Here is a 14,852-nt window from a genome sequence, read left to right as displayed (position 1 = left end):
GAAATATTAGCTCTTTTATAACGAAAGGAATGGTACATATGATAAATAAATTGAAAGAAAACATCGGATCTGTGTTTGTTGGTAAAGAAAATGTTATTGATCTACTGCTCGTTTCACTTCTTGCTGATGGACATGTACTACTCGAAGACGTGCCTGGTACTGGGAAAACGTTACTGGCGAAAACCATTTCAAAAAGTATTGGTGGTAGTTTTTCTCGCGTTCAATTTACCCCTGATGTACTTCCAAGTGATGTAACAGGTATTGAATACTTCAACCCAAAAACAAGCGAATTCGAATTAAGAATTGGACCAGTTATGACAAACATTTTGCTAGCAGATGAAATTAACCGTGCAATGCCGAGAACGCAGTCGAGTTTGTTAGAAGCGATGGAAGAACGACAAGTGACGCTGGAGAAGCAGTCAACTCCTCTTCCGAAACCGTTCTTTGTTATTGCGACGCAAAACCCAATTGAATCACAAGGAACTTTCCCTCTTCCAGATGCACAGCTTGATCGCTTTTTAATGACGATTTCAATCGGTTATCCAACTCCTAAAGATGAGTTACAAATGATGCGACGTTTTCGGAACGATTTACCATTAGAAAGTGTCACATCTGTCATCTCATTAGAAGATATTTTAGAAGCTCAAAAACGAGTAAAAGAAATATTTGTTTCGGAACCGTTAGAACATTACATTATTAAACTTGCTCATGCTACAAGAAATCATGATTATATCGCTAACGGTGTAAGCCCACGTGCCACATTAGCTTTAGTACGTGCTGTTCAAGCTTTAGCCTTTTTACGCGGGAGAGAATATTGCACACCAGAAGATATACAATTGTTAGTTCCTTCTGTTTGGAATCACCGTATCGTCTTATCAATGGAAGGTGCCCTGCGTACGACAAAGAATGATATTATGCAAAGTATTTTAAAAGAAGTTGACGTACCTGTGGAGATTGAACAAGCATGAATGGACAGCGTGTTGTAACTGTGCCTTTATTTTTTCAACTCCATATTATTCAACTAACCGTTCCAATCGCATTACTTTTCACATTCTTTTTCCCGCAACGAATGCTTATGTTTCTCTTTTTCTTCTATTATTTATTTGCGATTTTTATTTATAAATATGTCGCTTTCATAGAGAAGAAGTTTCAAATCATAAATGAGAAACAAACTACACGGATTTTTCCTGAGGAATCTGGACAGTTTTTTATTCATTTAAAAAATGGAGCCAGCATACCAATCGTTAATGGTGTTTGTTACTTTCATTTAAATTCGTCCCTTATACCGCATAAAGAGCAAGGCATTGAACAAATATCAAAAACGTTATTCTCTTTCCCATTTTCACAACCTGCACATTCGGCACAAAAATGGGGGTTAACATTAACCGCCACGAAGCGTGGTGTGTTTCAAATTGAACAATTTGAATGTGTATTAAAAGATCCATTTCATCTATTAACTGTACATTTTCCTGTTTTTGATAAATTAAGGACTGAAATTATTGTGTATCCTTCTCCTAAAGAAGTAGCAGGTTTGCAAGAACTTCAGCAACTTTTGAATGGATCTTATCGAACGAATTTTTCTTTTTACAATGATGAAACATCTATTATCGGTGTAAAGCGATATGAGCGTGAGTCTTTCCGCTCTATTCATTGGAAGGCATCTGCTAAAATGCAACAATTACAGGCGAAGCAATATGAACCTGTAAAAAATTATAGTTGGACGATTTGTCTTTCTTTAGCTGCCGATCGTGGATTTGGTTGGAAAGATAATGTAGAAGAACTTATTTCATATGCAACATACATTTTCCAGTATGCAACGAAGCACCACATTCCGTTTGAATTGTTTATTAGTGTATTAGCAGAAGGCGGTGCATTACATGTACCGTTAAATGAAGGACAAACACAATATGCAAAAGCTTTAGAAGAATTAGCCCGTATTTCAGATGATAGTACGTTACTTCCGAAACAAGGATTCCTTCATTATGTAAAGAGAAAAAGAGAACGATCGTCTACAATGATATACATTGGTTTACAAAGAAATGAACTCCCTCTTCTCTCGCAGCCAACGTTTCTCATTACTAGTGAAGGGATGGTGGAACCAGTTGAAAACTTGGCTATATCACATTCATGATTTCATTCTGCTCCTTCTGCTTTCATTATTAACAGAAAGAGATGAACTAATTAGTATTGCAATATTTTTAACAACAGGCTATATTGGAGTATTTCTTATTCATAAATTTATGCAGAAAAAAACAACAGGATTTGTAATACTTTTAGTTCTTCAAATCGTTCTTTTCTCTTTATTTTTACCTTTTTCTCTATTTGGCACAATCATATTACCACTATTTTTCTTTATCATACATGTGGTCGGACCTGGATATCCAGTTCAAAAATCTTTAGGTGGTATTGTATGGTTTGTCGTTTCAGCTATATTTTATGCACCCTTTCCACCGTTGTGGAAACTATTAATGTTAGCCTTGCATCTTATGATTACATTTTGGTTAACCGGGGCAAATCGCAAACAACAACTATTACGTTTTTCTTCTATCATTACGATTGGCTCAATGAGTATATTAATTGTTCAAGTATTTCCTTTCATTCGACTTATTTTTGGTTTTATAACGGAAGTAGTCGCATTAGGCGTCGGCTATGCTTTAATGCCATTAATTAAAGCAGCGGAATTAAAAGATACTGAAGATGTTTGGGCAAATAAAGGACATCTCTTAAAACCAAAAATTGAAGACGGAAAAAAAATTCCTGATTTTGATCCAATACTCATAAATAGCACTACAATAATAGTCTGTACAGCTATCGCTATTTACGTCGTTTGGAAAATAGTAAAAAAACGAAAACATTTAAGTTTACCAAATATGCCCGCCTTCGAATCTACTATCATTACTGATAAAGAAGGAATGAGCCAAAATCATTTTAAACGAAATAAACCGCCACATAACGAAATTCGGAAGGAAATTTTCAAGCTAGAGAGTAAGTTAACCCCTCCTTTAAATAGAAAACGGGGAGAAACTGTTGAGGCTTGGCTAGAAAGAATAAACGATGAAGAAGATGTAAATATTCAAAGTGATATTATTATAGATGCTTATAATACGGTGCGTTATTCAAATAGTACAAACACTGTACTTCTACATGAATTTAAGGAAGAGATTCATAAGCTTTATGCATATCAAAAAAGTTTGAAGAAACGAAAGAAATAACGTAACAAAAAGACTCCTATATTCATAGGAGTCTTTTTGTACTTCTACGTTGCTTTTTAAATGGAAGCATTCTTCCCTGCTTCAATTTCTAATGACTCTTCATGCCACCAAAGTGTTTCTTCAGGGTCTTCTTTAGCGATTTGGTGTGCTTCTTTTTTCGTTTCTACTGTAGGATATGAACCTTTTAGCGCACGCCCTGAAGTTGTAACGAATAGTACACTAAATACAACTAATCCAATAATACTTACACCTGCTAAATAAAATGCCGGTGCGAGCGGGTTACCAGTTGCATGAACTAAGTATGAACATACAAGCGGTGTTGTTCCACCGAATATCGATACAGAAATATTAAATGAGATCGAAAGTGCTCGATAACGTACATCAGTGAAAAAGAGTGATGGTAATAATGAAGGTAATGTTCCTTCATATACACTTAAGAAGAAACCTAGTACGAAAATACCTGCAAATATAGCTGCAATATGTCCGTTACCTATTAGTAAAAATGCTGGAATTGCAAATACAGTTAAACCAAGTAAACCAATTTGCACAACGCGTTTATTACCAATTTTATCACTTAATTTACCGAAATATAGTGCTAGTGGAATCATAAGTGCCATCGTAATAGAAATAATTAATAAGCCTGTTGTTTCTTCGACTTTAAGTACTTGAGTTAGATAAGAAGGAATATACGAAAGAATCATATAATTTGTAATATTAAAGAAGGCGACAATTACTGTGCTTAATAAGAAGTCTTTTTTGTGATATTTAATAATATCCATGAATGAAAATTGTTCATTGTCTTCAGATTCCTCTTGTGCTTTTTCCATCTCTTCAAAGATTGGAGATTCATCTAGATGACGGCGTAAGTATAAACCGACCAAACCAATTGGTGCAGCTATTAAGAACGGAATACGCCATCCCCAGCTGAGCATTTGCTCATCTGTTAACAATAACGTCAAAATGGTAACAATTACCGATGCAGCAATGTAACCTGAGAGTGTTCCAATTTCAAGACCACTACCGAGTATACCACGCTTTTTATCTGGAGAAGATTCTGCGATATAAACCATTGCTCCTGAATATTCGCCGCCTGTAGAGAAGCCTTGAATCATTCGGGCAACTAAAAGTAGTATTGGTGCCCATACACCAATTTGTTCATAGGTTGGTAGTAATGCGATGAATAATGTAGAAAGTGCCATTAAAATAATAGTAGTACTTAACACGATTTTTCGGCCGTACTTATCTCCTATTCTACCAAAGAATACACCTCCGATTGGTCGAACGAGAAAGGCTGCTGCAAATGTACCGAATGTAAGTACAAGTTGCAATCCACTATTATCAACACCAGAGAAGAATAATTGACTTAAAATTACCGCTAAATACGCGTATAATCCGAAGTCAAACCACTCCATTGCGTTCCCTATACCAGTAGCAATTACTGCTTTCCTGGCTTGTTTAGGATTAACAATATTAACGTCTTGAGGTTCAAAATTTAAATCATTATTTTGTTGCATATAATAAAACAGCTCCTTATTTAATTTAACTTCTTTAAGCACACCTTCTCTTATTGAATAAAATTAATTCGAAGCACTTAAGGAAAAGCAACGTCTCCTTATCTGTTATTATTATTTCACATAATTAATTATTTGTCCAATTAAATGCTCTTTTTATATAAAATTAAACCCTGTTTAACTTGTTATAGAATGACGTTCAGCTTATATAACACATACCTTTACACTACAAATGAAACTTTCATTTATTTATATTTATAACGTTTCTATAATTGCTTCCTTTAACCTAGAAATTAGTAACTTTTACTAAAGATTTGCATATATTTAAAAAGTGAACTCATTAGCTCGAATTTTGTCTTATTACATTCAACTATAGTATTATTATAGATTTAAAGGAGGCTATTTTATGTTGGAAATAATACTTTTACTTGCTACTGTTTCTTTTCTCTTCATTATTTCTGGATTTTTCATTACCTTAAAACAATATAAAGAAATAAAAAATATAAAGACTATATTAACTACAAAAAAAGAAAATGAGAAAACTACATCCGAAAACTCAATCCCTATGCAATTAGACCTTAGCGTTCTCAATAATTTACTCGCGTCTGGAATAAATAAAGGTTCCAATTCAAGTAATGAAAATTCTAAGTCTGATAAAACTAAATAGTGGTTACGTATATAATAAAATATATATCTCCTATTTTATCTAACCTTATTAATAACTACCTCTGATTAAAAAGGAGACTACTTATGTGTAAAAATCCGATTTCTATTATTATTCGTATACAGCATAACATAAAAGTTTTACCTGAAATTTTGAAAGCCTGTGAACAACTACAGCCTTTAGAAATTATCCTTACTATTAACGGATGTATCGATGATTCCATTGATATTGCACAATCTTACAATTGTAAAATTATCACACTAGAAGAACCGACAGAATCAAATAATTGTTATGTAATTGGTGCCAAAAAAGCAAAGGGTAAGTACCTCTTATTTTTAGATGCAAATTACATTATCCAATCTTCCTTACTTACACAATTTCTTCAACCATTACTAGACGAATCAGCTGACATAGTATTAAACAATTTAGATGACTTTTTTTATCAAAAGCAAAAGCCAACTATAGAAATGATTTGGCAGCAAGTTACGAATCATTTTTTTCATCGTCCAGATTTACATGTTAACTCACTATTATTTCCTCCCTATGCAATAACAAAAGAGATTCTTGATGCAATTACTCCAGAAAGTTTATTAAATCCGATATTAGCACAAATGAAAATTATTAAAAATAAATTTCGCATTAGCAATCATTTCAAAATTTCTATACCGCAAATTCCCTCCTTCCCCTCAAAACAACTCATTCGTTATCACCTAGAAGCAATTGAAAATTGGGTAAATATATTACAAGATTCGAGAGGAAACTATACTGATAATAATCGAAGGCGGGATATTATTTTAGAACTTCAAAACGGCGAACAAAGAGCTATATCCAAAATAATTACAGGTAAAGAGTTTTATTCAAATACTTATGGAAATAAACAATTATCCATCATTATCCCTGTTCAAAATGAAGAAAAAACGATAGAATCTATCATTTTTGAGGTACAGAAATTAAAACCTTTAGAAATCATCATTATTGTTAATGGATCAACAGATAAAACAGAGGAATTGGCAAAGAATTGCGGTGCAACAGTTATTACTTACAAAGAAGCACTCGGCATTGATACCGGACGTGCCGTTGGTGCATATTTTGCAAAAGGTGATATATTATTATTTATTGATGGTGATTTCTTAATTCCTAGTTCTGATTTATTACCATTTGTACAATCTGTTCAAAATGGCACCGATTTAGCTTTAAATAAATTAGAGCACTACTACATGTATCGTGTTCCTTATACTATCGTAACTGCATGTAAGCATGTTGTTAATTTAGCATGTAATCGAAAAGATTTAGGTATGGGCTCCACAACTGCTGTCCCTCATGCTTTTAGTCGAAAATGCATTGATACAATTGGGTTTGATTCTCTTCTTTCACCAACCTTAAGTCAAGTTAAAACAATTTTAGCAGGATTGCATGTACAAAATGTTCATTCTATCGACGTTGACAAGATAAATCGAGTTCGACCAGAAAAACACTTCTCGCAGGAAGGCTACCTTTCATTAGCAACGCAACAAATCATTGGTGATCATATAGAAGCAATTTCTTACCTCATCGAACAAAAAAGAAACACTGAATGCTTTTAATTGTATATTCTTACCACCAAATAATATATGAATTCATTTTAAATATATAGCAAAATAAAAAAGATGTTTGTAACCATCTTTTTTATTTTTACATTAGATCAAAAGAAAAGTAGCAGGCAGGCTTTTCATTTCTATATCTTTCTTAAGAAGTTTGAAAATAGAGGCTTGTTAATGAAGCGTCAACACTTAAATCATCTTTTAGTGCAATTGAGAAACATGCAACTAATGGTAAAGTAATAACAATTGATCCACTAGGACTAATTACAATAGTAGGACTTGTCCCACATGTGCCTCCACAATCGACTACTGCATCAATTCCACTACCAGGGGTAATTGTAATTTTAAGACACACATCTAAACAAACATTATTCGTAGTACATGCCATAACTCTCCCTCCTTTCTTTTAACAATATATGCAGTTAATTAAATTCGGACACGACTCTCTTACTAAGTCTTATAAATTAGATGTTATTTTATTATTAACTGCATAGAAAATTAACGTTTTATTAAACTATCTAAATCAACTAAAAAACTCAAATCATCCTTTACTGAAATAGAAACACATGCAATAAACGGTATTACATTAAAATTAGATAAACATTCATCATTGCACCTTACGAATATTTCTGCCCCACCATTTGGATTGACTTTAGTTTCTAAAGAAATATGAAAACAACTTTTATTGATGCAAGACAAGATATTCCCTCCTTTCTTATATCTAATATCAATTTATCCAAAAATAAAAATACCGTTACAACTTTATTTACCCTTTACCTTCCATACTTAAAATAAAAAAGATAAAAGCTTCTTCATATATATAAAGAAGCCTTTACCTTTTAGTTACTTGTTCATTTACTATCAGTCAGTGAAACATGCTCTTCACTTGTACCTGAGCTAAAAATAATAAAAATTTTTGATTTTAGTTTCATTGCAATACTAAATATCGTCAAGTTGCATAAATGAAATGTTTAAGTTACTCATTCAATAGACAAATTTACCTTTTAAAATAAATCTTTAAAATCCTTATTCTTCAATAAATATGAAAGTCCTTCTAAATGATCCCCAGTAATTCTCAATACAGCTGGTGGATGTCCTATCGTCGCAAAATGCTCTTGTGGCCGAATACGATTTGGTTTCATTACATCTACAAAATGGAGACATTCGACTTTATACCCTTCTAATATTGCCTTTACTTGTGCAACACACGCTGTGTGAAGAGTGTCCCAGCCAATTCCCTCTAAACATTTTCTACTAATAGCATGGGGAACAGCAATTGTAGATCCTACCCCTAAATCTTTACGGTTACAAGCAATATTCAACATATATTTATATAAACTTACAATATATAGAGGAAATCTAAGATTTAAATTTAAATCATTTAAAACCATATCAACACCATCCGCAACAGCTTGCGTTAACGGATGAAGATCTTTTGCTGGAATAGCAAAATCAGCATCAATAAAGAGAAGTATATCTCCTGTCGCTTCTTGTGCACCAATTGCCCGTCCTACATCATGCCCTAATCTTTCTTCATAAACAATTACTGTTGCCCCTGATTGCTTAGCAATTGCTTCTGTTTGATCTGTTGACCCATTAATGACAACAATTATTTCTTTTGGTTCAATTTTTCTTGCCTCAAGAATAACTTCTTTAATCGTTGATTCTTCATTTTGTGCTGGTATAATAATTGATAACTGTTTTCCATTATAAATAGAGGAATTCATTCCCCATCCTTTATGGAAACGTGAATAATTCTTTTGTTTTTTTAACTGCTCTATAATGTCTCTTTTTCTTCCTCCATCTGTATAATTACCTCTATCATCTTTTCGTTGTAACCAACTCTCCAAAGCTTTTATATTTTCTTTAATCTCATATACTTCTAATTTAGTTAATCCATTTTTATAGAAAGAGGTTTTGTTTGCAGGCATATTATTCAAGGAGGTGTTAGTGATGGCTGACGAGGATTGTAGTCGCCACCCTTTCTCAATAAGAGTTACTTGGGACAGAATAGGGTTCTGCAAGATATCATATCCAATGTCTTCAATTGCTTTTTTAGTAATAGCATATGGCATAGATAACATCGAATCATATTTTAAATCCATACGCCCCAATACATCGTTTACTATTTTTCTATACACCATAGCAACGCTTGGCCATTCTACTCTCATCTTTTCAAAACAAACCCAGTCTATATTATTTAAAATTACATCCTGTTCCTTTTTTAGTAGCGGTTCTATAAATCGTTCTAATTCTACCGAAAAAATAACATCTTCTCCATTTAAAAATAAGACTACATCACCATTGGCGACTTTTGCCCCATGAACTGGTGCTTTCCATTTACTTTTCTCCTCAATCACAACAACGTTACTTTCAACAAATGTTGGTATAGATTGTATCGCACTCATTCTATCATCAGCTACAATAATAATTTCTAGTGGTTTTATATGCTGCACTTTATTTAAAATTTGATTCAATTTTGATTTTTCTTCTCCTAAAACTATAACAACTGATAGGTCCACTTCTTTTTGTTCTTCTTTTACAGTCTGATTAGGTTTTACTTTTTTTATATATTCAATTGTTTCACTCTTTCCTACAGCTGCATGCCCTGCTTTTTTATCAAAATATAAGTCAATTATAATTTGATTTACTTCCGTGTCTTTATCAAGTTGCTCTAATTCGGAAATAAATGGTAGCAAATGATTTTGCACATCAAATTCACACGCGAAATTTTGCAAAAAATAAATATTCGGTACATATTTAATGTGATTAAAAAATTTCACAACATTAATTCTTTCGCCAAATTTCTCTTCAACTTCTTCTCTTGATAAATTTGGATAAGACAAATCGAAAACTAGATTTATTGGTACAGGTATCCATTTTAATAAATTTGTTTGAGGATTATTAATGAAAGCTGTGGAGCCCTTAACGAATCCAGCTAAAATTAAAGACATAAATCCTCCCCCAGAACTGCCATAAAACAACACATTTTTCGAATCAACTTTTAACTTTACAAATACTATTTCTAAAATATTTGCTATATCTTGTAAATAAAATCTATTTAACTCTCCCTGTCCCCAACCTAAAGATAATTTTCCAAGATATAACGTAGGGTCATTATAATATATAACAGTATCTTCAAATTCATCCATCCAAGAATGTCGATGAAAAATAGGTGGACCAATTGGCTGTTCTTGAAACCCACCTGCTCCCGATCCAAAAACAATAGTGTTAGAAGCATCGGGCTTAATACGAATTAAAAATTCATACGTTACTTTATCCCAATCAACCTTGAGTATAAATGGTTCTGTAATTTGAAAATCCATTTGCCATAATTGTTCATATGAAATGTTAATTATTTTATACTGGTCTAACAGTTTAATCACCCTTTCCATCCATTTCGAGTTGTTCTATCAAGTAAGAGAGAGCTTCAACGTGATCACCAATTATTCTTAATACTGCTGGAGGATGCCCATTGTGACTTACATTTTCCATTAAACGAATTCTATTCGGTTTTACAACATCAACGTAATGTACACATTCTACTCTATACCCTTGTAATATTGCTTTTACTTGTGCAAGACTAGGGCATAGTAAGCTTTCCCAGCCTATTGCATCTAAACATGATCTACTCATAGCATGTGGAATTGCTACTAATGAGCCATTGCTTAATTCTGGACGATTATATGCTAAATTAAGCATATATTTTACGACGTCTACAACATAAAACGGAGGGTGTAACATCGGATTCAAATCATTTAATGCTATGTCTACACCAGCTGAAACTGCATTTGTAAAATGATGCAAATTACTTCCTGAAACACTAAAATCACCATCAATAAATAAAAGAATATCTCCTGTAGCTTCAAGCGCTCCAATAGCACGTCCAACATTATGACCAAGTCGTTCGTTATATTCAATAATAGTAACACCAAGTCTTTTAGCGATATTAGCCGTTTGATCTGTCGAACCATTTACAACGACGATGATTTCTAGTGGTTCTATTTTTCTCGCCTCAAGTATTACTTGTTCTATAGTCTCTTCTTCATTTTGTACCGGTATAATGACAGAAAGTTGTTTCCCGTTATAAATTGAAGAATGCATTCCCCAGCCCTGATGATAGGAAGGGTATCGCTTACATTCACCTAGTTTTTGAACAATATCTCTTCTTTTTCCTGCATCAGTAAACCCTACTCTTCTTCCTTTTTTCTCTATCCATTTAGCTATACCGCGTAAATATCTTTCTACTTTCTCTTTTTCATTTTTGGATAACTCTTTTTTTATTAAATATCCTCCTTCCTCTATAGTCTCATCTTTAGATAACGTATTGATTGCATATTGATCGTTAATCCGCCACCCTTGATTCACAATCTTCATATGAGATAGAACGATATCTTCCATATAATTAAAGCCGATATTTTCCACTACTTCCTTCGTAAGCGCATATGGTAACGAAAGTATTGAATTGCTTTTTAAATCTGGTCGACTTAAAATTTCATTTAACATTTTTCTCCATACAATATCCATATTTGGACATTTACCTATTTCTATCAATTTATCTATTTTATTTAAAACTACATCGGCTTGATTTGTAACAATTGGCTCAATAAATCTCTGCATTTCATTTGTGGATAACGAAAAATTGCCATCTAAAAATAATAAAACTTCTCCTTTTGCTGCCTTTATACAAGCTCCATATCCATCATAATGCTTATTATATTTGTCCATAAAAACAATATGACATTTATGTTTCTTTGCTATTTCATACAAATTACTTCTATCGTTAGGAACTAAAATTATAATTTCAAGAGGATTTAGCTTCCATATAGATTGAATTGACTCTTCTAATATTTGCTCTCTTTCACTGTACAAAATAATAACCGTTAACGATTTCATTACACGCCCCCTTTACACATCATGTGACATAAAATATTAAGTATTACCATTTCCTATGAATTTGCTACTTTATTAACATATTCAAAAGTGAATTATACTGTGTGAAAACAAACGTCTATTTTTGAAAATATAAGTTATGCACTTACCTCCTTTCTCTTATCATTGTTTGTTACAACTCTCACCATAAAAAACAAAAAAAGTCCTAATTTCTTTAGGACTTTTTAAATAAATTTATCAATATTATTAATTTTATATACTACCTTTTTCCATGTTATACCGCGATCTTTTGTAGTAAATATTTCTTTTTTATTACACGCCCAACCTTTACGCCGATTAAAAAAATGTAAACAAAATACATTTTTCAGCAATGGATTACTTGATACCTTTATCCATTTTGCTCCTTTTTTTATTATTTGATATACACTTCCATGTTCACTATTTATAACCCAGCCATAATAGGAACTAAAAAAAGAAACAGCCGCTTTACTAGTATTTATTGTTTTATTTGAAATATGCCACGAATTCCCCTTATCAAATGAGTAATTCATTAAAAATACATCATTATTCATTTTAGTTGGTATTACTAACAAGTTATTTTTATAGATTGCTTTATAAGCCATAGAAGTCTCATTATTACTTCCTTCAAGACTTGGAATATCTTTTATAGGCTGCCAACTTGCCCCACCATCTATTGTTTTAAATACCGCTGATGTTTCATATTGTTTGTGTAATGAAATAAATCCAACTAACTCGTTTATAAATGTTATTCCTGAAATACTATCACTAATACTTATATTTTTAATTACTTTCCATACTCTCCCTTTCATTTTCATATAGTATAAATTATGTTCAAATTTATTTGATGCAAGCTTTCTAGACAATACAATCCATATACTATCCATATTCGCGGCATGCAATTGTACTTGAACATCAGTCGATTTCTCCCAATCTTCTTCAACCGGTAAAATAAACTCACTCCACCTTTCTCCTCTATTAACTGTATAAAATATAGCTGGCAATAAATCGTCATTCTTTTTTGTTAAACCATATGCCCAAGAGCTTCGAGCGTTTATTGGATACCCAAATAATACAATTGAATTAAGAGGATTGACAACATCCCATTCTACTCCTCCGTTTCGAGTATATAAGATAGCCTGCTTTTTATTTGTATATTGAATACTAGCCCAACCATATTTATCCGTTCTCATTTGTAAAGAAGTAAATTGAATATCATTATTTTCCAATATATCACCTCATTCTTATTATTTATATATTCGTATGCTATTATTTTCAAAACGTTCTATCATTAGTTGTTAGTACCACTCGTTTTATCTACTATCTTTACACATTTACTTTCTCTTTTCCTCACCAACCAAATATCAATAAATAAAATTCTACTATAAAAAGTGCACCCCAATTGTAAAACTACTTCTAACAATTAGAGTGCACTTTTTATAAAATATAGCTTTAATTTTTAAGCACTTACTACAGCAGCAACTTTATCTAAACAAATAATAAACTGATTCATAAATGCGTCAATTTCCTCTTTCGTAATAATATACGGCGGAAGTAATCGAATAATATTCCCTTGTGTTACATCGACTAACATTCCTTTATTCATTAGCTCAACCTGTAATTTCTTCACATTTTCATTCGTATCATTCAGACTAATTCCAAACATCATACCAGCATGACGTACTTCCTGAATATAATAAGAGTTTTCTTTCTGAATTTCTTGTAATTTATCATTTAAATATAGTGACGTTTCATACGCTTCGTGCATTAAACCATCTTCAATCAATGTGTTTAATACCGTTAACCCTAAAGCTGTTCCCATTGATGAATGAGCAAACGTTGTCCCGTGATCTCCTGGTGAAAATACATCACATAACTTTTTGCCTACAATAATTCCTCCTAGCGGTATCCCGCCTCCTGCTCCTTTACCAATTTGAATAATATCTGGTGTAATATTAAAATTTTGATAAGCAAATAGTTTTCCCGTTCTACCCATACCACTTTGAACTTCATCAACGACAAGAAGTACATTATATTTTTCACATAAATATTGAACACCATGTAAATATTCACTTGATAAAGGATAAATTCCTCCACTTCCTAAAACAGGCTCTAGCATAATCGCAATTGGTTTTTCTTTAATAATAGTCTCCTCTAATTGGTCTATATTTTCGCGCTCTACTTCATATACAGGAATCAATGTTTTAGGGAAATTTTGATATACACTTTCTTGTCTCGTAAAATGAAGTGCCCCTAACGTACGCCCATGGAAACTATTCTTCAGCACTACAATTCCTTCACGTTCTTCATTCGTATTAGCTCTATATTTATCAATTAATTTCAAAGTTGTTTCTGTCGCTTCCGTACCAGAGTTTGTAAAAAAGACTTTTCCGCTTTTTAAAGTACACTCTACTAATTTCTTTGCATACTCAATTGCAACTGGGTTTAAGAAATGAAACGGTAAATGCAACGATTTCACAACTTGCTCCATTGTCGTTTGTACAATTTTAGGATGATTGTATCCTAGTACATTTACTCCTACGCCAGAAAATAAATCTAAATACTCTTTACCATCTACATCATATAGTTTACATCCTTCTCCTCTTTCCATTGCAACCTCTGTCCGACAATATGTAGACATCATATATTCTTTATCTAATTGAAACCAATCCGACATGTTAAATTCCTCCTAGTTATTTTTCCTTTTTTAACGTTCATTCTCTATATAATCGTTTATAAATTAAGTTTTAAGATTGAAACTTTAATAGTGGTTTTCTTCCACATTTTTTATTAAAACGTGTGCTTTCTCTTCCCGATATTCATTTTTCCATAATTTCTTCTATTTCAACAGGTCCACTACATATGTGTTTTTTTCATCTAGCGGTATGTTACTGCTTTGAACTTTGTATGTCATACATAATCGAGACTATAAAATCATATTTAGTAACAATCGACGAAAAAATTTGGAGGCTAT

General features: G+C 32.4%; 12 protein-coding genes. 5 read left to right on the top strand and 7 right to left on the bottom strand.

All coding sequences use genetic code 11. From position 1 onward, the window contains the following. The first annotated feature begins 38 nt into the window (after positions 1-38). Genes HMAS_RS09415 through HMAS_RS09405 form a run of 3 tightly spaced genes read left to right on the top strand, consistent with a single transcriptional unit; the run spans position 39 to position 3,212 of the window. Positions 39-968 carry an AAA family ATPase gene (locus HMAS_RS09415; protein WP_000608787.1) on the top strand — a complete coding sequence of 310 codons (930 nt, stop codon included), beginning with the start codon at positions 39-41 and terminating at the stop codon, positions 966-968. Beyond that, positions 965-2,131 (top strand): DUF58 domain-containing protein, encoded by a 1,167-nt coding sequence (locus HMAS_RS09410; RefSeq protein WP_025710055.1) that lies wholly within the window; start codon positions 965-967, stop codon positions 2,129-2,131. The genes HMAS_RS09415 and HMAS_RS09410 overlap by 4 nt, the downstream gene beginning before the upstream one ends. Then, positions 2,103-3,212, top strand: coding sequence for a DUF4018 domain-containing protein (locus HMAS_RS09405; RefSeq protein WP_116344771.1), 1,110 nt, complete (start codon positions 2,103-2,105; stop codon positions 3,210-3,212). The genes HMAS_RS09410 and HMAS_RS09405 overlap by 29 nt, the downstream gene beginning before the upstream one ends. A gap of 56 nt (positions 3,213-3,268) precedes the next feature. Here the strand turns inward: HMAS_RS09405 and HMAS_RS09400 are convergent, their stop codons facing one another. Further along, the gene (locus HMAS_RS09400; protein WP_001186926.1) at positions 3,269-4,726 is read right to left on the bottom strand and encodes an MFS transporter; all 1,458 of its coding nucleotides are present in this window, start codon (positions 4,724-4,726) and stop codon (positions 3,269-3,271) included. Between the two features lie 403 nt (positions 4,727-5,129). On the opposite strand from HMAS_RS09400, the gene HMAS_RS09395 reads away from it, so the two are divergent. Beyond that, positions 5,130-5,390 (top strand): hypothetical protein, encoded by a 261-nt coding sequence (locus HMAS_RS09395; RefSeq protein ID WP_000889741.1) that lies wholly within the window; start codon positions 5,130-5,132, stop codon positions 5,388-5,390. Positions 5,391-5,473: 83 nt separating this feature from the next. Next, positions 5,474-6,970, top strand: a complete 1,497-nt coding sequence (locus HMAS_RS09390; RefSeq protein WP_000335243.1) for a glycosyltransferase family 2 protein — start codon at positions 5,474-5,476, stop codon at positions 6,968-6,970. 142 nt (positions 6,971-7,112) lie between these two features. On the opposite strand, the gene HMAS_RS09385 is transcribed toward HMAS_RS09390, so the two are convergent. The 6 genes from HMAS_RS09385 to HMAS_RS09360 all read right to left on the bottom strand — a co-directional run bounded on the left by HMAS_RS09385 (position 7,113) and on the right by HMAS_RS09360 (position 14,555). Continuing rightward, positions 7,113-7,355 (bottom strand): hypothetical protein, encoded by a 243-nt coding sequence (locus HMAS_RS09385; protein ID WP_116344770.1) that lies wholly within the window; start codon positions 7,353-7,355, stop codon positions 7,113-7,115. Between the two features lie 110 nt (positions 7,356-7,465). Continuing rightward, the gene (locus HMAS_RS09380; protein WP_001277646.1) at positions 7,466-7,666 is read right to left on the bottom strand and encodes a hypothetical protein; all 201 of its coding nucleotides are present in this window, start codon (positions 7,664-7,666) and stop codon (positions 7,466-7,468) included. Positions 7,667-7,971: 305 nt separating this feature from the next. Continuing rightward, positions 7,972-10,293, bottom strand: a complete 2,322-nt coding sequence (locus tag HMAS_RS09375) for a glycosyltransferase (protein ID WP_002024382.1) — start codon at positions 10,291-10,293, stop codon at positions 7,972-7,974. A gap of 52 nt (positions 10,294-10,345) precedes the next feature. Next, complete coding sequence (locus HMAS_RS09370; RefSeq protein WP_000839309.1) at positions 10,346-11,863, bottom strand: glycosyltransferase family 2 protein; 1,518 nt, start codon at positions 11,861-11,863, stop codon at positions 10,346-10,348. Positions 11,864-12,084: 221 nt separating this feature from the next. Continuing rightward, positions 12,085-13,107, bottom strand: coding sequence for a hypothetical protein (locus tag HMAS_RS09365; RefSeq protein ID WP_000429619.1), 1,023 nt, complete (start codon positions 13,105-13,107; stop codon positions 12,085-12,087). A gap of 230 nt (positions 13,108-13,337) precedes the next feature. Beyond that, positions 13,338-14,555 (bottom strand): aspartate aminotransferase family protein, encoded by a 1,218-nt coding sequence (locus tag HMAS_RS09360; RefSeq protein ID WP_001286471.1) that lies wholly within the window; start codon positions 14,553-14,555, stop codon positions 13,338-13,340. Between the last annotated feature and the right edge of the window lie 297 nt (positions 14,556-14,852).

It is taken from the genome of Bacillus sp. HMA207, from assembly GCF_003402455.1.
Classification (GTDB): Bacteria; Bacillota; Bacilli; order Bacillales; family Bacillaceae_G; genus Bacillus_A; species Bacillus_A cereus.
The sequence above is the reverse complement of the archived record's forward strand: the minus strand, read 5'-3'. Positions and strand labels throughout refer to the sequence as shown.